The organism is Streptomyces spectabilis (assembly GCF_008704795.1).
In the GTDB taxonomy this organism is placed as follows: Bacteria; Actinomycetota; Actinomycetes; order Streptomycetales; family Streptomycetaceae; genus Streptomyces; species Streptomyces spectabilis.
In genome coordinates this window covers 2,018,227-2,041,128 of the sequence record NZ_CP023690.1, presented here as the reverse complement: position 1 = coordinate 2,041,128, position 22,902 = coordinate 2,018,227, and the positions used below count along the sequence as shown (strand labels likewise).

Genomic DNA, 22,902 nt, shown 5'->3' with positions numbered 1-22,902 from the left:
AATAAAGGTCCGTACAATCGATGCTCACGCAACGATCTTCCGCCGGTGCGCAACGTTGCTGCATTTCGGCTGGGAAGCGGAACCGCTTAGAGTCTGGCGCTGTACGTGGCGTGGCGGGGACTGCCTGCTCGGTGGGTTCCCGTGGTGATGCTCGGGCTGCCGTGGGTCCCGGCCATTTCGACCGGCAGCGATTAAGGAGCCACCCGTGCTCGACCAGGGCGCACCCCCGAAGACCCGCCCCCGCCCCCAGGGCGGCGCCGGTTTCGGCAGCCGAATAACGCGGCGCAAGCCGGTGGACCGCCTGGTCGCCGAGGGCGGCCAGGGCGAGGGCGGCACGCTCCGCCGGACCCTCGGCATGTGGCAGCTGACCATGATCAGCATCGGTGCGACGCTCGGCACCGGCATCTTCGTGGTGCTCGGCGAGAGCGTCCCCAAGGCCGGTCCGGCCGTGACGATCTCCTTCGTCATCGCCGGTCTCACGGCCCTGTTCTCGGCCCTGTCCTACGCCGAGCTGGCGGGCACCATCCCGGTCGCCGGATCCTCGTACTCGTACGCCTACGCGACCATGGGCGAGCTCGTGGCCTGGGTCTGCGGCTGGTGCCTCGTCCTGGAGTACGGCGTGTCCGTCGCGGCCGTCGCCGTCGGCTGGGGCGAGTACCTGAACGAGCTGCTCGACGGCACGATCGGCGTCACCATCCCGGACGCGCTCTCCGCGGCGCCCGGCGAGGTCGACGGCGCCATCATCAACCTGCCCGGCCTGATCGTCGTCCTGCTCGCCATGGTGTTCCTGCTCGGCGGCGCCAAGGAGTCCGCCCGCGCGAACACGATCATGGTCATCGTGAAGATCGCGGCCCTCGTGCTGTTCTGCGCGGTCGGCTTCACGGGCTTCAAGTCCGGCAACTACTCCGACTTCATGCCGCTCGGCGTCGCCGGGGTCAGCGCGGCCGGAGCCAGCCTGTTCTTCTCCTACATCGGCTTCGACGCCGCCTCCACCGCCGGTGAGGAGGCCAAGAACCCGCAGCGCGACCTGCCCCGCGCGATCATGCTCTCGCTGATCATCGTCACCGCCCTGTACGTCCTGGTCGCCGCCGTCGCCGTCGGCGCCTGGAACTGGAAGGACTTCGAGGGCTCCGAGGCGTCGCTGACCGCGATCATGAACGACGTCACCGGCCAGAACGTCTGGGGCACGCTGCTCGCCGCAGGCGCCGTCATCTCCATCGCCAGCGTCGTCCTGACCGTCCTCTACGGCCAGACCCGCGTCCTCTTCGCGATGTCCCGCGACGGCCTCGTGCCCAAGACGTTCGCCAAGGTCAGCGGCAAGACCGGCACGCCCCGCGTGAACACCGTCCTCGTGTCCCTGTTCTGCGGCGCCCTCGCCTCGGTGATCCCGCTCGGCAAGCTCGTCGACGCCACCAGCATCGGCACGCTCTTCGCCTTCGGCCTGGTCAACGTCGCCGTGATCATCCTGCGCCGCACCCGGCCCGACATGCCGCGCACCTTCCGGGTGCCGCTCGGCTGGCTCTTCCCGGTGCTCGGCTTCGGCTTCTGCGCGTACAACATGTACAACCTCGACGCGGCCACCTGGAAGGTATTCGGTGTCTGGATGGTCGTCGGGCTCGTGTTCTACTTCCTGTACGGGATGCGCCGCTCCCGCCTGGAGACCGAATCGCCCGCCGCAGAGGTCTCCGCAGTGAAGTGACACGCAGAGAAGTGAACGACCCCCTGTGCGACTGAACGATCTCGACGAACGCATCGTGCACGCCCTCGCCGAGGACGCCCGCCGCTCCTACGCCGACATCGGCCAGCTCGTCGGCCTGTCCGCGCCCGCCGTGAAGCGGCGCGTGGACCGGCTGCGGGCCACCGGAGCGATCACCGGGTTCACCGTCCGCGTCGACCCGGCCGCGCTCGGCTGGGAGACCGAGGGGTTCATCGAGATCTACTGTCGCCGCAACACCTCTCCGGAGGCGATCCAGCGCGGTCTGGAGCGCTACCCGGAGGTCGCGTCCGCCTCCACCGTCACCGGGGAGGCGGACGCGCTCGTGCAGATCTTCGCCGCGGACATGCGGCATTTCGAGCGGGTCCTTGAGCGGATCGCGGGGGAGCCGTTCGTGGAGCGCACCAAGTCGGTGCTGGTGCTTTCGCCGCTGATGCGGCGCTTCTCCTCCGGGTCGCCTGCCTAGTTCTTCGGCCGCGGGCGCGTCGTCGCTGGTCGCGCAGTTCCCCGCGCCCCTTCGGGGCGCTTCCTCTAGGAGCGCGGGCCGCCCGACCCCCGTGCGGGCTGCCCGCGCTCCGGCTCAGCGGGCCTCGGGGTACGGCGGGGTCCACGGGGTCACGTGGAAGTCGCCCGTGCCCTTCTTGACCACTTCGAAGGGGGCGGCGCTGTTGCACTTCGGCAGCTTCTTGTCGCCGGTCGGGCGGCCGGTGGCGGCCCAGCTGTAGCCGACGCGGTCCAGCTTGCCCGGGCCCTTGTCGTGGACGCTGAAGCCGACGCGGCCGCCCTCGATCTTCTTGAGGTTGGTCTCGGTGACGATGCCGGTCACCGTCGCCACCTTGCCGCCCGTCACCAGGCAGTCGATCCGGCCCTTGGCCCAGCCGCCCTTGCCGCCCGGCCTGTCCAGGTGCACGAACGTGAAGGTGCCGGTGGCCTTGCTCGGGTCGCCGTTGTTCCGCTTCGCCAGATGCGCGTCGAACGTGAACGTCACGTCCTCGGTGGTCTTGCGGAACATCTTGGCCTTGCCGGTCAGCGCGGCCGCCTCACGGGTCTCCGCCTTCTTCTCGGCGCGGTGGACTCCGGCGGGGCGCGTGACGTCCTCGCCGGACGCGGCGGCTGCACCCGCCACACCCGCGGTGACCAGGAGCGCGGCGCCCACGGCGAGGGCGCGGGTGCTGTTGCGGGTGAAGGTGGTGCGGCTCACGGGAAGTCCTCCGTCTGTCGAAGCGGCCCGGTCGTTCCGGGTGACTTCACGATCCCCCGGGGAGGGGCCCCGGCACGTCGGGCCCGAGGCTGTTCTCCGCTTCCCCCGCGCGGGGGAGCCGCGGGGCGGCCGTCTGCGCCCCAGGTCTGACCCCCGTAGCACAGGGGGTGGCGCGCGTACGCGCCTCGTACGCCGTCCATACGCCACCCGTACGCCGCCCCGCAACGAATCTCCGCCCGGGGCCTTCGACGCGCAACGGATCGCACGGGCAGGCGCAACGGTCATGTCTTGTCCCGTCACTCCCGCGAAACGTACGGTCTATCCGACTCACCCGCCCTTGTCCGCGTCCCTTCTGTGCCCCCGAGGTCCGCCATGCCGCCGCTGCGCACCGCCCTGCTCCAGAGCTCGGGGCGTCCCGGCTCCGTCGCCGCCAACCTCAAGGTCCTGGACGAGGCCGCCGCCCGCGCCGCGGCCGCCGGGGCGCGGCTCCTGGTGACGCCGGAGATGTTCCTGACGGGCTACGCCATCGGCGACGACGTGCCGCGCCTGGCCGAGCCCGCGGACGGCGACGCGGCGGACGCCGTCGCCGAGATCGCCGTGCGCCACGGCCTGGCCGTCGCCTACGCCTACCCGGAGCGCGACGGCGAGCAGGTGTACAACGCCGTCCAGCTCATCGACGCCGACGGCACCCGGCTCGCCAACTACCGCAAGACCCACCTCTTCGGCTGCTTCGAGCGCGACCACTTCACGCCCGGCGACCGGGCCGTCGTCCAGGCCGAGCTCGACGGCGTCCGGATCGGCCTGATGATCTGCTACGACGTGGAGTTCCCCGAGAACGTCCGCGCGCACGCCCTCGCGGGCACCGACCTGCTGCTCGTCCCGACGGCCCAGATGCACCCCTTCCAGTTCGTCGCCGAGTCGGTCGTGCCCGTGCGGGCCTTCGAGAACCAGATGTACGTGGCGTACGTCAACCGCGTCGGCCACGAGGGCGAGTTCGAGTTCGTCGGCCTGTCGACGCTCGCGGGCCCCGACGGCGTGGCCCGCGCCCGTGCCGGGCGCGGCGACGAGCTGGTGTTCGCCGACGCCGACCCGGAGTTCCTGGCCGCCTCCCGCGAGGCCAACCCCTATCTGCGCGACCGCCGCCCCGGCCTGTACGCGTCCCTCGGCTGAGGCCGAACCCCCACCCGCACCACCGTTCCGTACTGTGCAAGGAGTCCGTACCCCATGACGTCCACGGTGCCCACCGCCGTCCAGCACACCGACGCGCAGCCGCCCATCACCATGTTCGGGCCGGACTTCCCGTACGCGTACGACGACTTCCTCGCCCACCCGGCGGGGCTGGGTCAGATACCCGCGACCGAGCACGGCACCGAGGTCGCCGTCATCGGCGGCGGTCTGTCCGGCATCGTGGCGGCGTACGAGCTGATGAAGATGGGCCTCAAGCCCGTCGTGTACGAGGCCGACCAGATCGGCGGCCGGCTGCGCACCGTCGGCTTCGAGGGCTGCGACCCGGGCCTGACCGCCGAGATGGGCGCGATGCGCTTCCCGCCGTCCTCGACGGCGCTCCAGCACTACATCGACCTGGTGGGCCTGGAGACCCGGCCGTTCCCCAACCCCCTCGCGGAGTCGACGCCGTCGACCGTCGTCGACCTCAAGGGCGAGTCGCACTACGCCGAGACCGTCGCCGACCTGCCGCAGGTCTACCGCGACGTGGCGAAGGCGTGGAACGACTGCCTGGAGGAGGGCGCGGACTTCTCCGACATGAACCGCGCGCTGCGCGAGCGCGACGTGCCGCGCATCCGCGAGATCTGGGCCAAGCTGGTCGAGAAGCTCGACAACCAGACCTTCTACGGCTTCCTCTGCGAGTCCGAGGCCTTCAAGTCCTTCCGGCACCGCGAGATCTTCGGCCAGGTCGGCTTCGGCACCGGCGGCTGGGACACCGACTTCCCGAACTCCATCCTGGAGATCCTGCGCGTCGTCTACACCGAGGCCGACGACCACCACCGCGGCATCGTCGGCGGCTCCCAGCAGCTGCCGCTGCGCCTGTGGGACCGCGAGCCGCAGAAGATCGTGCACTGGCCGCTGGGCACCTCCCTGGCCGAGCTGCACGAGGGCCGCGCGCCGAAGCCCGCCGTGACCCGGCTGCACCGCACCGCGGGCAACAACATCACGGTCACCGACGCGAACGGCGACATCCGCACCTACCGGACGGCGATCTTCACCGCGCAGTCCTGGATGCTGCTCTCCAAGATCGAGTGCGACGACTCACTGTTCCCCATCGACCACTGGACGGCGATGGAGCGCACCCACTACATGGAGTCCAGCAAGCTCTTCGTCCCGGTGGACCGGCCGTTCTGGCTGGACAAGGACGAGGAGACCGGGCGTGACGTCATGTCGATGACGCTCACCGACCGGATGACGCGCGGAACCTACCTGCTGGATGACGGACCGGACAAGCCCGCCGTCATCTGCCTGTCCTACACCTGGTGCGACGACAGCCTGAAGTGGCTGCCCCTGTCGGCGAACGAGCGCATGGACGTCATGCTCAAGTCGCTCGGCGAGATCTACCCGAAGGTCGACATCCGCAAGCACATCATCGGCAACCCGGTGACCGTGTCCTGGGAGAACGAGCCCTACTTCATGGGCGCGTTCAAGGCCAACCTGCCGGGCCACTACCGCTACCAGCGCCGTCTGTTCACGCACTTCATGCAGGACCGCCTCCCCGAGGACAAGCGCGGCATCTTCCTCGCGGGCGACGACATCTCCTGGACGGCGGGCTGGGCCGAGGGCGCCGTGACGACGGCCCTGAACGCCGTGTGGGGCGTCATGCACCACCTGGGCGGCGCGACCGACGCGACCAACCCCGGCCCCGGCGACCTCTACGACGAGATCGCTCCGGTCGAGCTGCCGGAGGACTGAGGCGACCGGGGCCCCGCACCCCAGGGGCGGGGCCCCGGCGCCGCGCTACACCCCCGCGGCCCGTGCCGCCGCGTACAGCTCGGCGGCGACGTCCTTGAGCTCCTGCGCGTCGCGCACACCGGCCTGGACGTCGACGAGGATCTCGTCCAGGCCCACCGCGGCGTGCGCGGCCAGGTCCTCGGTGATCTGCTCGACGCTGCCCCGGAACGGCGCCCGGTCGGGGCCGTCGTAGGCCTTGGGGGTGTACTGGGGGTTCACCCGCAGCACGGTCCGGACGGGCTCCGCGCGGCCGCGCTCGGCGGCCGCCTCGCGGACCCGCCGCCACTGCTCGGCGAGCTTGTCGGCGCCCGTGCCGATCGGCATCCAGCCGTCCGCGCGGTCCACCAGGCGGCGCAGCGCGCGCGGGCCGTTCGCGGGCAGCAGGATCGGGATGGGCCGGGCGGGCTTGGGGCCGACCTCCGACGGCACGATTCGCGTCAGCTCGCCCTCGTACGCCACCGGGTCCGGGCCCCACACCGCCCGGCACACGTCGATGACCTCGTCGAGGACCGCGCCGCGCCGCTCGAAGGGGGCCGCCGCCGCGGCCGCGTACTCGTCCACGGACCAGCCGGTGCCGAGGCCCGCGACCACCCGGCCGCCGCTCGCCGCGTCGAGCGAGGCCAGCGAGCGGGCCAGCTGGAACGGCACGTGCAGCGGGGCCACCAGGACGCTGGTGCCGAGCCGGGCCCGCTCGGTGGCCGTCGCGGCGAGCGCCAGCGTGACCAGCGGGTCGGCGACCGAGCGGTAGTCGTCGGGCCAGGGCAGGCCCGGGACGCCGTACAGGCCGTGGGCCGCGGGGTCCGGGAACAGGACGCGCTCGAAGACCCACACGCTGTCGAAGCCGGTCCGCTCGGCGAAGCGCGCCACGTCCGGGACGTCGCGCCCCAGGTCGGCCCACTTCAGCTGCGGCAGACCAAGGCCGAGTCGGGTCGTCATCGTCGTCCTCCTGCGGTCGGGAGCGCGCTGTCCGGTTCAACGTACGACGATCAAAAGGGAGTTCCGGGGCGTGCGCCCCGAGTCGGCCGGATCGGTGCGGCGTCAGTCGGGCAGCGGCGTGAGCAGCATCCGCCCCACCAGGCCCACCGCTCCATCGAGCCGCTCCCGCAACTCCCCGGCGAGTCCCGGGAACTGGCGCAGCGCCCACAGGGCGCGCGCGGTCGACCAGGCGCTGTCCCGGGCCCGCTCTAGGCTCCAGGAGCCCAGCAGATGGGTGAGGGGATCGGCGACCTGGAACACGTCGGGGCCCGGCATCAGCTCTTCGCGGACGCGCTCCTCCAGCGACACGAGGATGTCGCCCACGCGGTCGAACTCGTCCTCCAGGTCGGCCGGTTCGCAGCCGATGGAGCGGCAGGTGTCCACCACGGCGAGCGCCAGGTCGTGCCCGATGTGCGCGTTGACGCCCGCGAGGGCGAACTGCAGCGGCCGTACGCCGGGATGCCGCCGGAGCTGGAACAGCGGGCGCCAGCAGGCGGGCGGGCACCGGTCGGCGGCCACCGCGTCCACGGCCGCCAGATAGCGCTCGGCGAAGCGGACGTCCAGCGTGACGGCGGCCTCGACGTCCTCGAACGCGCCCGCGCCGACGTGCCGGCCGACCTCCTGAGTCACCGCGAGGTACACGCGGTTGAAGACCGCGACGCCGTCCCGGCGCGGCCACGTCCTGTCAAGGGCGCGCATGCGCGCCACCACCGCGTCCACTCCCCGCGCCACCACGTCCACTCCGTGCGCCGGGTGAGTGCACTCGGCCAACCGCTCCAACCGCGCCATGGGGGCAGGGTCCCAGCCCTAGCCTTGCGCAGGGGTCCGCCGGGCGGGCGCTTCCCCAGAACGGGGGAACGGCCCGCGAGGACCCCGGGGGAGCGGCACGAGGGGGGAGCGGGACGTGGGGGAGACACGTGCGCGCGGCCGCGGCGGACGGCGGCGCGGGCTCGGCGGGGTCACGGCGACGGCGGCCCTGCTGGTCGCGGCCGTCGGGGTGCTGGCCGGAGCGGTGACGGTGGCCGGGGACGACGGGACGGGCGGAGGCCGGAGCGGGACCGGGGCCGTGGAGGGGTCGCGGTCGGGCCCGGAGCCGCCCGGGCCCGCGTCGTCGGCGCGGCCGTCGCCCGGACGGCCCGGAGCGGGCGGTGCCGACCGCCTCTTCCGGTACGAGGGCGCGCAGGCCGTGGCGTGGGTGCGGGCGCACGGGGACGACCCGAGGCAGCCGCTGATCGCGTCCAGGATCGCGGCGCGGCCCGCCGCCGTGTGGTTCACCGACCCCCGGCCGTGGGCCATATCGGCGCGGGTGCGGGCCGTGACGTCCCGGGCGGGCGACCGGGTGCCGGTGCTCGTCGCGTACGCCATTCCGAACCGCGACTGCGGCGGTCCCTCACGGGGCGGCGCGCCGCACCTCGCCGCGTACGGGCAGTGGATCAAGCGGTTCGCGGCGGGCCTCGGCTCCCGCGAGGTGGTCGTCATCCTGGAGCCGGACGCCGTCGCGCTCGCGGACTGTCTGTCGCCCGGCGAGCGGTCGCGCCGGTTCGCGGCGCTCGCCCGCGCGGGCCGCGTCCTGAAGCGGGCGAATCCCGCGGCGCGCGTCTACCACGACGGCGGGCACTCGGGCTGGCACCGGGCCGAGCGGCAGGCGGCCGCGCTGCGGCGCGCGGGCGCGGCGTCGCCCGCCGGGTCGGACGGCGTGTTCACGAACGTGTCCAACTTCCACCGCACGGCCACCGAAGCGGCCTACGCGCGCCGGGTCCTCGCCGCCCTGGGCGGGCCGCGCGGCCTCGGCGCCGTCATCGACACCAGCCGCAACGGCAACGGCGCCCCGGCAGACGGCCAGTGGTGCGACCCGGCGGGGCGCAGCGTCGGCCGCCCGCCCACGCTGCGCACCGGCGCGGCCCGCATCGACGCCTATCTGTGGGTCAAGCTGCCCGGGGAGTCGGACGGGTGCCGGGGCCGGCCCGGCACCTTCTCGCCCGCCTACGCCTACGACTTGGCGCGCGGCTGAGCGGTGGGTCCTGCCGCCTTCCGGTCCCCGTCCGCCTCCTGCTCGTCGTACGACGACGTGCCCGAGTCCAGCAGCGGTTCCTGGGACTTGAGGTGGGCGGGGGCGAAGGCGCGCAGCACGTGGTAGCCGGTGATCACCACGATGGTGCCGAGGGCGATGCCGCTGAGGGAGAAGGTGTCGGTGAACTTCAGCGAGACGTTGCCGACGCCGATGATGATGCCCGCGGCGGCCGGGACGAGGTTCAGCGGGTTGCGCAGGTCGACCCCGGCGTTGATCCAGATCTGGGCGCCGAGCAGGCCGATCATGCCGTACAGGATGACGGTGATGCCGCCGAGCACGCCGCCGGGGATCGCGGCGACGACCGCGCCGAACTTCGGGCACAGGCCGAAGAGCAGCGCGAAGGCGGCGGCCGCCCAGTACGCGGCCGTGGAGTAGACGCGGGTCGCGGCCATCACGCCGATGTTCTCGGAGTACGTGGTGTTGGGCGGGCCGCCGACCGCGGTGGACAGCATGGACGCGGCGCCGTCCGCGGAGATCGCCGTGCCGAGCTTGTCGTCCAGCGGGTCGCCGGTCATCTCGCCGACCGCCTTGACGTGGCCCGCGTTCTCGGCGACCAGGGCGATCACGACGGGCAGCGCGACGAGGATCGCCGACCACTCGAAGCTCGGCCCGTGGAAGGTGGGCAGCCCGATCCAGTCCGCGTGGCCCACCGCCGACAGGTCCAGACGCCAGTGGTCGGTGACCTTGCCGGAGCCGTCGGCCGAGTGGATCTTGCCGAAGACCGCGTCGAGGGCCCAGGACAGCGCGTAGCCGAAGATCAGCCCCAGGAAGATCGCGACCCGGGACCAGAAACCGCGCAGGCACACCACGGCCAATCCGGTGAACAGCATGACGCACAGCGCCGTCCACTGGTCCTGCGGCCAGTACGTCGCGGCCGTGACCGGGGCGAGGTTGAAGCCGATCAGCATGACGACCGCGCCGGTGACGATCGGGGGCATCGCCGCGTGGATGATCCGCGCGCCGAACCGCTGCACGGCGAGCCCCACCACGAACAGCGCCGCGCCCACCACGAACACCGCGCCCGTCACCGTGGCGCTGGAGCCGCCCTGGGCGCGGATCACGGCCGCCACGCCCACGAACGACAGCGAGCAGCCGAGGTAGCTGGGCACCCGGCCGCGGGTGGCGAGCAGGAAGATGACGGTCGCGACGCCCGACATCATGATCGCGAGGTTCGGGTCGAGGCCCATGAGGACCGGGGCGACGAACGACGCCCCGAACATCGCCACCACGTGCTGGGCGCCGAGGCCGAACGTGCGGGGCCACGAGAGCCGTTCGTCGGGTCGGACGACGGCCCCGGGCGCGGGGGTGCGCCCGTCGCCGTGCAGTCTCCAGCGCACGCCGAGATCCATGGTGAGTTCGCTTTCTGTGCGCGGGACGAGCTGTGCCGTCGCGGGGGACGGGCCGTGTCGTCATGTGGACGATCAGCGTCGACATGTTAATGCGACGTAAGTGCGACTTCTTTCCGACGGCTTCCGGTACGGTGGCGCAGCCAGGTCGATGAACTACGTTCACGTATCTGATCGGAGTGTCATGAGAGCCCGCTTCTTCGCCCGCTTCTTCGTCCGCTCCTCCATAGGTGCCCTGCTGGCGGCGGTGACCCTCGCCGCGGTGCCCCTGCCCGCTCCCGCCGCCGCGGCGGGGCCGCGCGTCGTGCCCGACACCGTCGTCCTCGACGGCCGGCGCCTCGCCGCCGCCAAACAGCGCCTGGACAAGGGCGACCCCCGACTATGGCGCGCCCTGCGGGGCCTGACGGCCCGCGCCGACCGCTGGCTCGGCCAGGGCCCCTGGACCGTTGTCGACAAACCGAGGCCCGCGCCCGGCGGCGACCCGCACGACTATCTGAGCCAGGCCCCCTACTGGTGGCCGACCGCGCCGAGGACCCCCGAGAACCCCTGGGGCTGCCCGTACGAGCAGCGCGACGGCGAGCGCAACCCCGAGGTCGACACCGGCACCGACCGCCGCGACCTGGAGAACGTCTTCGACTCCGCCTACGAGCTGTCCCTCGCCTGGTACTACACGGGCGAGCGGAGGTACGCCGAGCACGCCGCGACCGTCCTGCGCACCTGGTTCCTGGACCCGGCGACCCGGATGAACCCGCGCCTCGACCACGGTCAGTTCATCCCCTGCAAGTACGACGGCCGCGCCATCGGCATCATCGACTTCTCGCAGTCCTACACGAGCGTCCTGGACGCCCAGGCGATCCTCGCCGCGGGCGCCCCCGGCTGGACGCGGACCGACCGCGCGCGGATGACCGACTGGAACGAGGACTTCCGCGACTGGCTGACGCACAGCGACTTCGGCAGGCAGGAACGCGCCGCGAAGAACAACCACGGCACCTTCTACGACCTCCAGCTCGCCGGCCTCGCCCTCGCCACCGGCGACGAGGCCCTCGCCCGCAAGACGGTCCGGGACGCGCGCGCCCTGCGGATCGACCCGCAGATCGCCGCCGACGGCGGCCAGCCGCAGGAGCTGGGCCGCACCCGCAGCTGGCACTACTCGACCTTCGACCTGGTCGCCTACGCGCGCCTGGCCGACATCGGCCGGCACGTGGGCGTCGACCTCTGGGCCCACCGCGGCCCCGCCGGGCAGAGCCTGGTCAAGGCCGTCCGCTATCTGCTGCCCGCCGCCACCGGGGAGCGGCCGTGGCCCCACCCCGAGCTCGACTTCCGCCGGTACGCGGCGACCGACGTCGTGCACGCGGCCGCCGACGCGGGCGACCGGGCGGCACGGGCCGCGGTGGCGCAGCTCGCGGCCCCGCCCGGCGGCGATCTGTGGGCGCTGCGGCCCGCGGCGGAGCAGCTGGACTCCCTCGCGGGCTGAGGCCGCCTCAGCCCTTGCGGTCCACCGGCGCCGTCTGCGGGGCGGACGCCTGCGCGGGCGTCCGCCCGGCCGTGCGCAGCACCCCGGCGAAGACCATGAGCCCGCACGCGAGCACGGTGACCAGACCGAAGGAGGTGACCAGGCTGGTGGCGTCGGCGAGCGTGCCGATCGCCGACGGCGCGATCAGGCTCGACGTGTACGTGATGGTGGCGACGCCCGCGATGGCCTGGCTGGGGTTGGGCCCGCTGCGCCCGGCCGCGGCGAACGCCAGCGGCACGACGACGGCGATGCCGAGGCCCATCAGCGCGAAGCCGGTCATGGCGAGGGCCGCGTTCGGCGCCGTCACCACCAGGAGCCCGCCGAGCGCGGCGAACGCCCCGCTCACGCGCACCGTGCGCACCGCGCCGAACCGGTCGACCACCTTGTCGCCCGCGAACCGGGCGATGGCCATGGTCAGCGTGAAGCCCGTGGTGCACGCGGCGGCCAGTCCCGCCGACGAGTCGAGCACGTCCTTCAGATACACCGCCGACCAGTCCAGGCTCGCCCCCTCCGCGAACACCGCGCAGAATCCGACCGCGCCGATGAGCAGCGCCGACTTCGGCGGCAGCGTGAAGCGCGGCGGCGCCTCCTCCTCCGGCGCGCTGCGCAGGTCGAGCACGCCCTGACAGGCCACGAGACCGGCCACGGTGAGCACCGCGGCGGCGAGCGCGTGGTGCACGCGCGCGTCCGAGCCGAGGTGCGCCGCGACCGTGCCGCCCGCCGAGCCGAGCAGGGCACCCGCGCTCCACATGCCGTGCAGGCCGGACATGATGGACTTCTCCATGCGGGTCTCGACCTCGATGCCGAGCGCGTTCATCGCGACGTCCGCCATGCCCGAGGTCGCGCCGTACACGAAGAGGGCCGCGCACAGCGTGACCAGGTTCGGCGCGAGCGAGGGGAGCGTGAGCGCCAGCGTCCACAGCGCGAGCAGCCCGCGCAGCGCGGCGCGGGCGCCGAAGCGATGGCTCACCCAGCCCGCGAGCGGCATCGCCACCGAGGCGCCGATCGCGGGGAACGCGAGCGCGAGGCCGAGCATCCCGGCGCTGACATCCGCGTGGTCCTGGATCCACGGCACCCGGGTCGCGAACGACCCGGCGACCGAGCCGTGCACGCAGAAGATGACCGCGACCGCGAGCCGCGCCCGGCTCAACTGCGGTTTGCTGTACACCACTTGGCCCTGCCCCTCACTCATCCGCTCCACCCCTTCACCGTCCCCTCCGGGACCGCCGCAGTAAACTATCAGGAACCCTGCCTGATAGAAGAGGGTCAGGGAACCGAATATCGCGCGCAGCACGGACGCCGCCCCGGCGGACCGGTACGAGCGCTGTGGAAGGATCCGGCCATGCCCGCATCACCGAGCACCGCTCGGGCCATCAACGACCGGCTCGCGCTGCGCCTCCTGCAAAGCGAAGGCCCCTTGACGGCAGGGCAGTTGAAGCAGCTCACCGGCCTGTCCCGCCCCTCCGTCGCGGACCTCGTGGAGCGGCTGCAGGACTCCGGCCTGATCGCGGTCGTCGGCGAGGCGGGGGAGCGTCGCCGGGGCCCCAACGCGCGCCTGTACGGCATCGTCGCCGACCGGGCCCAGCTGGCCGCCCTCGACGTCCGCACGGAGAGCGTCGCCATCGTGGTCGCCGATCTGCTGGGCACGCCGCTCGCCGAGGCCTCTCTCCCGATGGGTGACGGCACGGGCACCGGGAGCGCCGTCGAGCGGGCCGTCGCCCTCGTCGAGCGCACCGCGGGCGCGGCCGGTGCCACGCGACTGCACACGGTCGGCGTGGGCGCGCCGGGCCTGATCGACCCCGCGACCGGCGACCTGCGCGACTCGGCGGGCCTGCCCGCCTGGCACCGCCGTCTGGTGACCGCCCTGACGGACCGGCTCCCGGCGCGCGTCCTGGTGGAGAACGAGACCAATCTGGCCGCCCGCGCCGAGCGGCGCGACGGCGCCGCGCACGACCGCGACACCTTCGTGCTCCTGTGGCTCGGCGCGGGCACGGGCGCGGCCGTCGTCCTGGACGGCGTGCTGCGCAGGGGCGCGTCCGGCGGCACCGGCGAGATCGGCTTCCTGCCGGTGCCGGGCACCGACGGGCTGCCCTCGGCGACCGCCTGCGACGGCGGCTTCCACACGCTCGCCGGGTCGGGGGCCGTGGCGGACCTGGCGGCGGACCACGGCCTGAAGGCCGAGCCCGAACCGGGCGAGCTGCCCGCCGCCGCGCTCGTGCGGCACGCGGTGGAGACGGCCCACGAGCCGTTCCTGGCCGCGCTCGCCGGGCGCGTGGCCATCGGCGCCGCCTCCGTCGCGGCCGTGCTCGATCCCGGGTGCGTGGTGCTCGGCGGGGAGCTGGGGCGTGCGGGGGGTCAGGCGCTGGCCGAGCGCGTGGGGGAGCGGGTCGCCGCGATGTCGCCGCTGCGGACGGAGGTGCGGGCCAGTGCGCTGGGCGGCGCGGCGGTGTTGCGGGGGGCGTTGCTCACCGCGCGGGATGCAGCGCAGGAAGAGCTTTTTGCGACGTAAGCGTCGTTGGGGTTGGGCTGCCTCGGTCTCTGCGGGTGGGGGGTGGCTGGTCGCGCCCGCGCGGCGGAGCCGCATATTGACACAGTCCCGCGCCCCCTCGGGGCGCTCCAGTAACGCAGTGTGTGGAGAGCCCGGCGGCGGGGCAAGGGCAGTTCTTCCCGCCGCCGGGCGTATGGGGGGCGTTCGTTCAGAGGGTCAGCAGGCTCCCAGGTCCTGCCAGACGCCCCACTGACCGGTGGCGCCGGGCTCCTCGCCCTTCGTCCACCACTTGGCCTTCCAGGTGTGCGACTTGTGGGACACGGTGGTCCCGGAGCCGTACTCCGAGGTCGCGCTCCACGCGGGCGGGGTGCACTTGCCGGGCGGGTCCGTCGGCCCGGGCGGGTCCGTCGGGCCGGGGCCCGTGCCGGGCTCGACCACCGTCGTGCCGCGCGCCAGGCCACCGGCGAGCGCGTAGGTCGTACCGCCGATGTTCACCGTCCAGTTCGAGGGCGTCGACACCGGCAGGTAGTAGTTGAACGACAGGTCCACGGACGCGCCGGGCGCGAGGGTCTGCCAGGCGGGCAGCTTCAGCGAGACGCGGTGGAAGTCGCCCTTCAGACCGCCCACGTTGGTCCCGGTGTGGCCGCTGCTGATCACCTTCGTGCCGAAGCCGGACTGGTCGGAGGCGTTGGCGGGGGCCGAGGTGGAGTAGTCGAACTGGAACTCCGTGCCGCCGGGCAGCGTCGTCTTCGTGTTGTTGGTGATCTTCAGCTTGGGCGTGATCGGGTAGTTGGAGTCGCCGAGCTTGAAGTCGCCGAACTCCACGCCGATGTCCACGGCCTTCGCCGGCAGGTCCTTGCCCGCGACCTTCGCGCCGTACGGGGTGGCCGACTTGAACTTCTCGTACATGGCCGTGGTGAGCGTGTCACCGATCTCGTACTGGCCCTTGCCGGCGTTGAACCTGTAGTCACCGGCCAGCTCCCACACCATGGTGCCGCCGATGCCCTTGTCGACCACGTAGTCGGCCTTGGCCTTCACGGACTGCTCGTCCTCGGTGGACAGGAACACCTTCTTGTCGGCGTTCCACAGCCAGGGCGCGACCAGCGTCGAGTCGTACTTGCGGGCGTAGGTGCCGGTGAGCTTGGTGTCGGCGGGGAAGCCGTACTTGGTCACGTAGTCCCCGACGACGCCCTTCTCCAGGTTCTTGGCGTGCCACATCGGGTTCGACCCGGCCGGGGACTCCTTGCCGTTGTCGTCCTTGTCGTGCCACAGGTTGTCGATGCCGACCGCGCCGTCACCGCACTTGGTGAGCCCTGAACCGGCCGGGCAGTTCGTCGTGGCCGCCTTGCCCCACAGGCCGTCCGTGCCGCCCTGCACGTTCTTGAAGCCGCGCGTGTAGTACGGAAGGCCGATGTTGATGCGCCCCGCGGGCATCGAGCCGCGGAAGTAGTGGTAGGCCCAGTCGGTGTTGAGATAGCCGATGCCGCCGTACTGCTGGCTGCCGTACACGCCCGCGGCCGCGAGCTCGCCGTCCTTGCCGTCGTCGTACAGCGAGGCGTTCGGGCCCACGTACTCGTTCCAGGCGCCGTGCAGGTCGTACGACATGATGTTGACGTAGTCCAGGTACTTCTGGACCTGGAAGGTCTCCATGCCGCGCAGCAGATAGCCGGAGGAGGGCGCGGCGACGGTCAGCAGGTAGTGCCTGCCGTCGGCGGCCCCGGCCTTGTCGAGCTTCTCGCGCAGCGTCTTCATCAGTACCGCGTAGCCCTTGACCAGGCCCGCGCGGCGGCCGTTGGCGAGCTGCCAGTCGAGCGGGTTGCCCGCGTCCTTCATCGTCGTCGGGTACTCGTAGTCGATGTCGACGCCGTTGAAGCCGTACTTCCTGATGAACTCGACGGTGGAGTCGGCGAAGGTGCTGATGCCCGCCTGGTTCACCGAGCCGTCGGCGTTGGTGGCCATCGAGTAGAAGCCGCCGGAGTTCACGCGCTTGCCGTCGTCGCCGAAGTAGCCGCCGGTCTCGGCCCAACCGCCCACGGAGACCAGGGTCTTCACGTTCGGGTGCTTCTTCTTGAACTTGTTCAGGAGGTTGAAGTGGCCCTTGTAGGCGAACCCGGGGTCCATCTCGGCGCCCGCGACGCCCGGCCACGTCATGCCGGTGGCGGCGTTCTTCTCGCCGTCGGAGCCGACGGAGATCTTGTTGTCCTTGTCGACGTGCGCGAAGGCGTAGTTGAGGTGGGTGACCTTGTCCCAGGGGATGTCGGACGCCAGGTAGGCGGGCTCGCCGTTCTTGCCGGTGCGCCAGCCGGTGAAGTAGCCGATCACGCGGCGCTGGTGGTCGGCGCCCATCTTCTCGCGGCCGTCGGCGTCGTAGACGGAACAGTAGGGGACGTCGACGCCGGGGGTCTGGTAGAGGCCGTCGGGTCTGCACGACTCGTTGGCCACGGGGTCCGCGGCCTGGGACGTCGTCGCGGCGAGCGTGCTCAGGAGCAGACCGGCGACGGCGGCGCCGGTGGCCAGGAGCGTGGTTCTCGCGCGAGTGGGGGTGGGCACGTTGTTCCTCCTGGGGAGGCTCGGTGTCGCACAACGGACGGGGACGTCGGCCCACGATGTGCGCACACCGGGCGGGCCTTTCCGCAGAGTGACGCAGACGTTAAAAGGACTAGACCAGAGCGTCAATAGGTATGGACCAACCCTGTTGCGGAGGGGGATTCGCCATTTCCGGACCGGCCCTCGGCGGAATCCGGTCAGAACGGGGCGACATGATCCGGCCGGGCCGTGTCAGGGGGTGCGCGTCGCGTTCTGTGAGCCAGCCCACAGAAGGCGGCCCGCACGGCCGCTACCGGGCGTGGCACACTGGCTGCGTACCAAAAGCAGCGCACTCCGGGGTCGGTGTAATTCCGAACCGGCGGTTACAGTCCGCGACCCGGTCACCTCCAGTGGCCGGTTGACCAGGTGAAACTCCTGGACCGACGGTGAAAGTCCGGATGGGAGGCAGTGCGCGGCGAGTGGGCACACCTCTGTGTGCCGTGTCGTCGTAGTGGCTTGTTCCTGACAGGGGACAGGTCCCTTCCGGCGTCCGCGGCCCCCTGTGCTCCCGCTCGTACGTATGCGTCGTCATCGACGTGCCCCGGAGTCCGTGCCCGAAGAGGCAGGAGGACCCGGTGGCCACCCAGGCCGAAGCAGCCGCCATGCGGCACGCGCTCGCACTCGCCGTGCGCGGACTCGGCTTCACCAGCCCCAACCCGGTCGTCGGCTGCGTCATCGTCGACGCCACCGGACGCACCGTCGGCGAGGGCTACCACCAGCGCGCGGGCGGCCCGCACGCCGAGGTCCACGCCCTGCGCGCGGCGGGCGACCGGGCCCGCGGCGCCACCGCCGTCGTCACCCTCGAACCCTGCAACCACACCGGCCGCACAGGGCCCTGCGCCCAGGCCCTCGTCGACGCCGGGATCACCCGCGTCGTCTATGCGGTCGGCGACCCGAACCCGCAGGCCACCGGCGGCGCGACCACCCTGCGCGCGGCCGGGGTCGACGTCGAGGCGGGCCTGCTCGCGGCCGAGGGCGAGGAGGCCAACGCCGCCTGGCTGACCTCCGTGCGCCGCGGCCGCCCCCACGTCACCTGGAAGTACGCCGCCACGCTCGACGGCCGCACCGCCGCCGCCGACGGCACCAGCCGCTGGCTCACCTCCGCCGAGGCCCGCGCCGACGTGCACCGCCTGCGCGCCGAGTGCGACGCCGTCGTGGTCGGCTCCGGCACCCAGCGCGCCGACGACCCGCACCTCGCCGTGCGCGGCATCGAGGGCGCCCGCCAGCCGCTGCGGGTCGTCGTCGACACCCGCGGCACCGCCGTGCGCCCCGGCGCCCGCGTCCTGGACGACGCGGCCCCCACGCTGATCGCGGTGGCCGACGACTCCGACGACGCGGTGGCCGCCCCGTCCGGCGCCGACACGGTGCGCCTGCCGCGGGCCGCGGGAGGCCTGGACGTCACGGCCCTGCTCGCCGCGCTGCACGCCCGCGACGTGCGCTCCGTCCTGCTCGAGGGCGGCGCCACGCTCGCCGGAGCCTTCGTCGCCGCGGGCGCCGTCGACCGCGTCGTCGGCTATCTCGCGCCCGCGCTGCTCGGCGCGGGCCCCGCCGTCCTCAGCGGCGGCGGAATCACCACCGTCACCGAAGCGTTGCGGCTCGACATGACCGAGGCCGTCCGCATCGGACCCGATCTGCGGATCACCGCCACCCTCGCAACGAAGGAGCACTGAGCGTGTTCACCGGAATCGTCGAAGAGCTGGGCGAAGTCACCGCCGTCGAGACCCTGGCCGACGCGTCCCGCTTCCGCCTGCGCGGTCCCGTCGTCACCGACGGCGCGAAGCACGGCGACTCCATCGCCGTCAACGGCGTATGTCTGACCGTCGTCGACCACGAGGGCGACGAGTTCACCGCCGACGTGATGGCCGAGACGCTGAACCGCTCCAGCCTCGGCGCGCTCGCGCCCGGCTCGAAGGTCAACCTGGAGCGCCCCACCGCCGTGGGCGCCCGGCTCGGCGGGCACATCGTGCAGGGCCACGTGGACGGCACCGGCACCGTGCTCGACCGCAAGACCTCCGAGAACTGGGAGATCGTCAAGATCGCCCTGCCCGCCGACCTCGCCCGCTACGTGGTCGAGAAGGGCTCCATCACCGTCGACGGGGTCAGCCTGACCGTCGTCGACGCCGGGCCCGACTACTTCACCGTCAGCCTCATCCCCACGACGCTCGCGCTCACCACGCTCGGCGTCAAGCAGTCCGGCGACCCCGTCAACCTCGAGGTCGACATCATCGCCAAGTACGTGGAGCGCCTGCTCGGCTCCCGCGCCCAGACACAGGAGACCACTCGATGAACCAGTTCGACTGGCTCAACGCGGAGGCCTTCACGGCCTTCGGCCAGCACATCATGTGGTCCGACATGGTCGGCAACAGCGTCGGCCTGATCGCCCTCGCCCTCGGCTGGCGCCGCTCGATCTGGACCTGGCCCGCCCAGTTCCTGTCCGGCGTGATCCTCGTGGCCGCGTACGCCTCCGCGCAGCTCTCCGGCGGCGTCGGCAAGCAGCTCCTCGTCATCGGCGTCGCGGTGTGGGGCTGGCGGCAGTGGACCCGCGGCAGCCAGAAGGCGCAGGACGGATCCATCGCCGTCCGCTTCGCCACCTGGAAGGAGCGCGGACTGCTCATCGGCGGCACGGCGGTCGGCACCCTCGCGGTCGGCGCGCTGTTCTCCGCCGTGCCCGACCTGTCCTGGAACCCCTGGCCGGACGCCTACATATTCGTCGGCACGCTCGCCGCGATGGTCGCCCAGGCACGCGGCCTGGTCGAGTTCTGGTTCGCGTGGCTGCTCGTCGACGTCGTCGGGGTGCCGCTCGCGTTCTCCAGCGGACTCGCCTTCTCCGGCCTCGTGTACGTCGTCTACCTCGCCCTGGTGCTGTGGGGCCTGCGCGACTGGTGGCTGCGCTCGCGCGGCGCCGCCGCCCCGCAGCCGCAGCCCGTCATCGAAGGAGCCCCGGCATGACCACCCACACGCCTCCCGCCGCCCCCGATGACGCCGGGCCGGTGCACCCCTTCTACTACACGACCGACAACTCCGAGGACCTCTGCCTCGACCCCGTCGAACTGGCCGTCCGGGACATCGCCGCGGGCCGCCCCGTCGTGGTCGTCGACGACGAGAACCGGGAGAACGAGGGCGACCTCGTCGTCGCCGCCGAGAAGGCGACCCCCGAGATCGTCGCCTTCATGATGACCGAGTGCCGCGGCCTGATCTGCGCCCCCATGGAGGCCGACGAGCTCGACCGCCTCGAACTGCCGCAGATGGTCACGGAGAACACCGAGTCGATGAGCACGGCCTTCACCGTGACCGTCGACGCGGGCCCCGCGCACGGCGTGACCACCGGCATCTCCGCCGCCGACCGCGCCACCACCCTCCAGATGCTCGCCGGCGGCAAGGCCAAGGCCGACGACTTCGTCCGCCCCGGCCACATCTTCCCGCTGCGCGCCAAGGACGGCGGCGTCCTCGCCCGACCCGGGCACACCGAGGCCGCCGTCGACCTCGCGCGGCTCGCCGGCCTGCGCCCCGCCGGGGCCATCGTCGAGATCGCCGGCGAGGACGGACGCATGCTGCGCCTGCCCCAGCTGATCCCCTTCGCACGGAAGCACGGACTGACCATCATCTCCATCGAGGACCTGATCGACTACCGGCGCTCCGCCGAACCCACCGTGCGCCGCGAGGCCGAGGTCCACCTGCCCACGGCCTTCGGCGAGTTCACCGCGTACGGCTACCGCTCCACCGCCGACGGCGTCGAGCACGTGGCGCTCGTCCACGGCGACATCCAGGACGGCGAGGACGTCCTGGTGCGCGTCCACTCCGAGTGCCTGACCGGCGACGTCTTCCACTCCCTGCGCTGCGACTGCGGCCCCCAGCTCCAGGAGTCCATGCGGCGCATCGCCGCGGCGGGCCGAGGCGTCGTGGTCTATCTGCGCGGCCACGAGGGCCGCGGCATCGGCCTGATGTCCAAGCTGCGCGCGTACGAGCTCCAGGAGCGCGGCAGCGACACCCTGGACGCCAATCTGGAGCTGGGCCTGCCCGCCGACGCCCGCGACTACGGCGCGGGTGCCCAGATCCTCGACGACCTCGGCGTGCGCAGCCTGCGCCTGCTGACCAACAACCCCGACAAGACCGAGGCGCTCGCCCGCCACGGCCTCAAGGTCATCGCCCGCGAGCCCATGCCGGTCACCGCGGGCGAGCACAACCTGCGCTATCTGCGCACCAAGCGCGACCGCATGGGCCACGACCTGCCCTGGCTCGACGCCACGGACATGTCCGCCTGCGGCAATCAGTGACCCAACCAGTGACCGTCCTCCCCACCACCCCTAGGAGAAGCGCGTGAGCGGCAAGGGTGCCCCCGAACTGAGCGTGAAGAACTGCGGTGACCTGCGCGTCGCCGTCATCGCCGCCCTGTGGCACGAGAAGGTCATGGACGGCCTCGTCGACGGCGCGCTGCGCGCCCTGCACGAGCTCGGCATCGACGAGCCGACGCTCCTTCGCGTGCCCGGCAGCTTCGAGCTGCCGGTCGTCGCCAAGGTCCTCGCGGGCCGCGGCTACGACGCGATCGTCGCCCTCGGCGTCGTGATCCGCGGGGGCACCCCGCACTTCGAGTACGTGTGCCAGGGCGTCACCCAGGGCCTGACCCAGGTGTCCGTCGACACCGGCGTGCCGATCGGCTTCGGCGTGCTGACCTGCGACACCGACGAGCAGGCCCTGGACCGCGCGGGCCTGGAGGGCTCCACCGAGGACAAGGGGCACGAGGCGGTCACGGCCGCCGTCGCGACGGCGGCCACCCTGCGCAGCATCTCCGAGCCCTGGCGCTGAGGGCCCACCCGGGGGCGCGTAGAGTGAACGGCATCATGTCCAAGAAGACTTTCGAGGAGCTCTTCACCGAGCTCCAGCACAAGGCAGCCCACGGCGACCCCGCCACCTCCCGCACCGCGGAACTGGTGGACAAGGGCGTCCATGCCATCGGCAAGAAGGTCGTCGAGGAGGCCGCCGAGGTGTGGATGGCCGCCGAGTACGAGGGCAAGGAAGCCGCCGCCGAGGAGATCTCGCAGCTCCTGTACCACGTACAGGTGATGATGGTCGCCCGCGGCATCTCCCTCAGCGACGTATACGCCCACCTCTAGGACGAACGTTCTATCCGGCGCGCATGTAGTACGCCGCCCTGCCCCGCATCTACACACCCGCACCTTCACGCAAAGGAATCCGACCTCATGCTGCGCATCGCCGTCCCCAACAAGGGTTCACTGTCCGGACCTGCGTCGGCGATGCTGCATGAGGCCGGATACCAGCAGCGCCGCGAGTCCAAGGAACTCGTCATCGTCGACCCCGAGAACGAGGTCGAGTTCTTCTACCTGCGCCCGCGCGACATCGCCATCTACGTCTCCTCGGGCAAGCTCGACATCGGCATCACCGGCCGCGACCTGCTGATCGACTCCGGCGCCAACGCCGAGGAGATCCTGCCGCTCGGCTTCGCCCGCTCCACCTTCCGCTTCGCCGCCAAGCCGGGCACCGCGCAGGGCCTCGCGGACCTCGCGGGCCGCACCGTCGCCACCTCCTACGAGGGCATCGTCGCCAAGCACCTGGCCGACAGCGGCGTCGACGCCTCCGTCATCCACCTGGACGGCGCCGTCGAGACCGCCATCGAACTGGGCGTCGCCCAGGTGATCGCGGACGTCGTGGAGACCGGCACCAGCCTGCGCAACGCGGGCCTCGAGGTGTTCGGCGAGCCGATCATGAAGTCCGAGGCCGTGGTCATCCGGCGCACCGGCGCCGAGGCCGACGACCCCAAGGTGCAGCAGTTCCTGCGCCGCCTCCAGGGCGTCCTGGTCGCCCGTACGTACGTGATGATGGACTACGACTGCCGCGCCGAGCACCTGGAGCAGGCCGTGGCCCTCACCCCCGGCCTGGAGTCGCCGACCATCTCCCCGCTGCACAACGAGGGCTGGGTCGCCGTCCGCTCGATGGTGCCCACCAAGGACGCCCAGCGGGTCATGGACGACCTGTACGCCATCGGCGCGCGCGCCATCCTGACCACGGCGATCCACGCCTGCCGCCTGTGACCG

At 72.3% G+C, this 22,902-nt stretch carries 20 protein-coding genes and 1 riboswitch; of the genes, 14 read left to right on the top strand and 6 right to left on the bottom strand.

Annotated elements, in window-relative coordinates; all coding sequences use genetic code 11:
- Positions 1-205: 205 nt before the first annotated feature.
- Positions 206-1,699: an amino acid permease gene (locus CP982_RS08590; RefSeq protein ID WP_150509973.1), complete on the top strand. Its 1,494-nt coding sequence runs from the start codon at positions 206-208 to the stop codon at positions 1,697-1,699.
- A 25-nt stretch (positions 1,700-1,724) separates the two neighbouring features.
- Positions 1,725-2,180: an Lrp/AsnC family transcriptional regulator gene (locus CP982_RS08585; RefSeq protein ID WP_144002316.1), complete on the top strand. Its 456-nt coding sequence runs from the start codon at positions 1,725-1,727 to the stop codon at positions 2,178-2,180.
- Between the two features lie 114 nt (positions 2,181-2,294).
- Here CP982_RS08585 and CP982_RS08580 read toward each other — a convergent pair whose 3' ends face one another.
- Complete coding sequence (locus tag CP982_RS08580; RefSeq protein WP_150509972.1) at positions 2,295-2,915, bottom strand: Repetin; 621 nt, start codon at positions 2,913-2,915, stop codon at positions 2,295-2,297.
- A gap of 372 nt (positions 2,916-3,287) precedes the next feature.
- On the opposite strand from CP982_RS08580, the gene CP982_RS08575 reads away from it, so the two are divergent.
- A complete protein-coding gene (locus CP982_RS08575; RefSeq protein ID WP_184925420.1) occupies positions 3,288-4,085 on the top strand; it encodes a carbon-nitrogen hydrolase family protein in 798 nt (265 codons plus the stop codon).
- A gap of 54 nt (positions 4,086-4,139) precedes the next feature.
- Positions 4,140-5,834 (top strand): flavin monoamine oxidase family protein, encoded by a 1,695-nt coding sequence (locus CP982_RS08570; protein WP_150509971.1) that lies wholly within the window; start codon positions 4,140-4,142, stop codon positions 5,832-5,834.
- A gap of 45 nt (positions 5,835-5,879) precedes the next feature.
- Here the strand turns inward: CP982_RS08570 and CP982_RS08565 are convergent, their stop codons facing one another.
- Both CP982_RS08565 and CP982_RS08560 read right to left on the bottom strand, forming a co-directional pair.
- Complete coding sequence (locus CP982_RS08565) at positions 5,880-6,809, bottom strand: LLM class F420-dependent oxidoreductase (protein ID WP_150509970.1); 930 nt, start codon at positions 6,807-6,809, stop codon at positions 5,880-5,882.
- 102 nt (positions 6,810-6,911) lie between these two features.
- Positions 6,912-7,637, bottom strand: coding sequence for a DUF5995 family protein (locus CP982_RS08560; RefSeq protein ID WP_221515411.1), 726 nt, complete (start codon positions 7,635-7,637; stop codon positions 6,912-6,914).
- Between the two features lie 115 nt (positions 7,638-7,752).
- Between CP982_RS08560 and CP982_RS08555 the strand changes: the two genes are divergently transcribed.
- Positions 7,753-8,859: a glycoside hydrolase family 6 protein gene (locus CP982_RS08555; protein ID WP_150509969.1), complete on the top strand. Its 1,107-nt coding sequence runs from the start codon at positions 7,753-7,755 to the stop codon at positions 8,857-8,859.
- On the opposite strand, the gene CP982_RS08550 is transcribed toward CP982_RS08555, so the two are convergent.
- Complete coding sequence (locus CP982_RS08550; RefSeq protein WP_150509968.1) at positions 8,838-10,268, bottom strand: uracil-xanthine permease family protein; 1,431 nt, start codon at positions 10,266-10,268, stop codon at positions 8,838-8,840. The two genes, CP982_RS08555 and CP982_RS08550, sit on opposite strands and share 22 nt — an antisense overlap.
- Before the next feature lie 181 nt (positions 10,269-10,449).
- On the opposite strand from CP982_RS08550, the gene CP982_RS08545 reads away from it, so the two are divergent.
- Positions 10,450-11,739, top strand: a complete 1,290-nt coding sequence (locus CP982_RS08545) for an alginate lyase family protein (RefSeq protein WP_150509967.1) — start codon at positions 10,450-10,452, stop codon at positions 11,737-11,739.
- Between the two features lie 7 nt (positions 11,740-11,746).
- Here the strand turns inward: CP982_RS08545 and CP982_RS08540 are convergent, their stop codons facing one another.
- Positions 11,747-12,970 carry an MFS transporter gene (locus CP982_RS08540; protein ID WP_150509966.1) on the bottom strand — a complete coding sequence of 408 codons (1,224 nt, stop codon included), beginning with the start codon at positions 12,968-12,970 and terminating at the stop codon, positions 11,747-11,749.
- A gap of 150 nt (positions 12,971-13,120) precedes the next feature.
- Between CP982_RS08540 and CP982_RS08535 the strand changes: the two genes are divergently transcribed.
- Positions 13,121-14,287 carry an ROK family transcriptional regulator gene (locus CP982_RS08535; RefSeq protein ID WP_150509965.1) on the top strand — a complete coding sequence of 389 codons (1,167 nt, stop codon included), beginning with the start codon at positions 13,121-13,123 and terminating at the stop codon, positions 14,285-14,287.
- A gap of 195 nt (positions 14,288-14,482) precedes the next feature.
- Here CP982_RS08535 and CP982_RS08530 read toward each other — a convergent pair whose 3' ends face one another.
- Positions 14,483-16,816, bottom strand: a complete 2,334-nt coding sequence (locus CP982_RS08530; RefSeq protein ID WP_150509964.1) for a chitinase C-terminal domain-containing protein — start codon at positions 16,814-16,816, stop codon at positions 14,483-14,485.
- A 321-nt stretch (positions 16,817-17,137) separates the two neighbouring features.
- A riboswitch (FMN riboswitch) is annotated at positions 17,138-17,268 on the top strand.
- A gap of 159 nt (positions 17,269-17,427) precedes the next feature.
- Here CP982_RS08530 and ribD point away from each other — a divergent pair.
- The 7 genes from ribD to hisG all read left to right on the top strand — a co-directional run bounded on the left by ribD (position 17,428) and on the right by hisG (position 22,899).
- Positions 17,428-18,522: a bifunctional diaminohydroxyphosphoribosylaminopyrimidine deaminase/5-amino-6-(5-phosphoribosylamino)uracil reductase RibD gene (gene ribD / locus CP982_RS08525; RefSeq protein WP_150509963.1), complete on the top strand. Its 1,095-nt coding sequence runs from the start codon at positions 17,428-17,430 to the stop codon at positions 18,520-18,522.
- 2 nt (positions 18,523-18,524) lie between these two features.
- Positions 18,525-19,139, top strand: coding sequence for a riboflavin synthase (locus CP982_RS08520; protein WP_150509962.1), 615 nt, complete (start codon positions 18,525-18,527; stop codon positions 19,137-19,139).
- Entirely contained in the window at positions 19,136-19,801 is a 666-nt protein-coding gene (locus CP982_RS08515) for a nicotinamide mononucleotide transporter family protein (protein WP_150509961.1), read from the top strand. Before CP982_RS08520 ends, CP982_RS08515 begins: the two co-directional genes overlap by 4 nt.
- Positions 19,798-21,126, top strand: a complete 1,329-nt coding sequence (locus CP982_RS08510) for a bifunctional 3,4-dihydroxy-2-butanone-4-phosphate synthase/GTP cyclohydrolase II (RefSeq protein WP_150509960.1) — start codon at positions 19,798-19,800, stop codon at positions 21,124-21,126. Before CP982_RS08515 ends, CP982_RS08510 begins: the two co-directional genes overlap by 4 nt.
- 43 nt (positions 21,127-21,169) lie before the next feature.
- Positions 21,170-21,655, top strand: coding sequence for a 6,7-dimethyl-8-ribityllumazine synthase (ribH, locus tag CP982_RS08505; protein ID WP_150509959.1), 486 nt, complete (start codon positions 21,170-21,172; stop codon positions 21,653-21,655).
- Between the two features lie 35 nt (positions 21,656-21,690).
- Positions 21,691-21,963, top strand: a complete 273-nt coding sequence (locus CP982_RS08500) for a phosphoribosyl-ATP diphosphatase (RefSeq protein WP_030674739.1) — start codon at positions 21,691-21,693, stop codon at positions 21,961-21,963.
- 87 nt (positions 21,964-22,050) lie between these two features.
- The gene (gene hisG, locus CP982_RS08495; protein WP_150509958.1) at positions 22,051-22,899 is read left to right on the top strand and encodes an ATP phosphoribosyltransferase; all 849 of its coding nucleotides are present in this window, start codon (positions 22,051-22,053) and stop codon (positions 22,897-22,899) included.
- Positions 22,900-22,902: the final 3 nt, after the last annotated feature.

Excerpts from the sequence above, each read along its gene's own strand:
- CP982_RS08575 (WP_184925420.1), top strand. The coding sequence starts at position 3,288 with ATGCCGCCGCTGCGCACCGCCCTGCTCCAGAGCTCGGGGCGTCCCGGC.
- CP982_RS08570 (WP_150509971.1), top strand. The coding sequence starts at position 4,140 with ATGACGTCCACGGTGCCCACCGCCGTCCAGCACACCGACGCGCAGCCG.
- CP982_RS08565 (WP_150509970.1), bottom strand. The coding sequence starts at position 6,809 with ATGACGACCCGACTCGGCCTTGGTCTGCCGCAGCTGAAGTGGGCCGAC.
- CP982_RS08560 (WP_221515411.1), bottom strand. The coding sequence starts at position 7,637 with ATGGCGCGGTTGGAGCGGTTGGCCGAGTGCACTCACCCGGCGCACGGA.
- CP982_RS08550 (WP_150509968.1), bottom strand. The coding sequence starts at position 10,268 with ATGGATCTCGGCGTGCGCTGGAGACTGCACGGCGACGGGCGCACCCCC.
- CP982_RS08545 (WP_150509967.1), top strand. The coding sequence starts at position 10,450 with ATGAGAGCCCGCTTCTTCGCCCGCTTCTTCGTCCGCTCCTCCATAGGT.
- CP982_RS08540 (WP_150509966.1), bottom strand. The coding sequence starts at position 12,970 with ATGAGTGAGGGGCAGGGCCAAGTGGTGTACAGCAAACCGCAGTTGAGC.
- CP982_RS08535 (WP_150509965.1), top strand. The coding sequence starts at position 13,121 with ATGCCCGCATCACCGAGCACCGCTCGGGCCATCAACGACCGGCTCGCG.
- CP982_RS08515 (WP_150509961.1), top strand. The coding sequence starts at position 19,136 with ATGAACCAGTTCGACTGGCTCAACGCGGAGGCCTTCACGGCCTTCGGC.
- CP982_RS08510 (WP_150509960.1), top strand. The coding sequence starts at position 19,798 with ATGACCACCCACACGCCTCCCGCCGCCCCCGATGACGCCGGGCCGGTG.
- CP982_RS08500 (WP_030674739.1), top strand. The coding sequence starts at position 21,691 with ATGTCCAAGAAGACTTTCGAGGAGCTCTTCACCGAGCTCCAGCACAAG.
- hisG (WP_150509958.1), top strand. The coding sequence starts at position 22,051 with ATGCTGCGCATCGCCGTCCCCAACAAGGGTTCACTGTCCGGACCTGCG.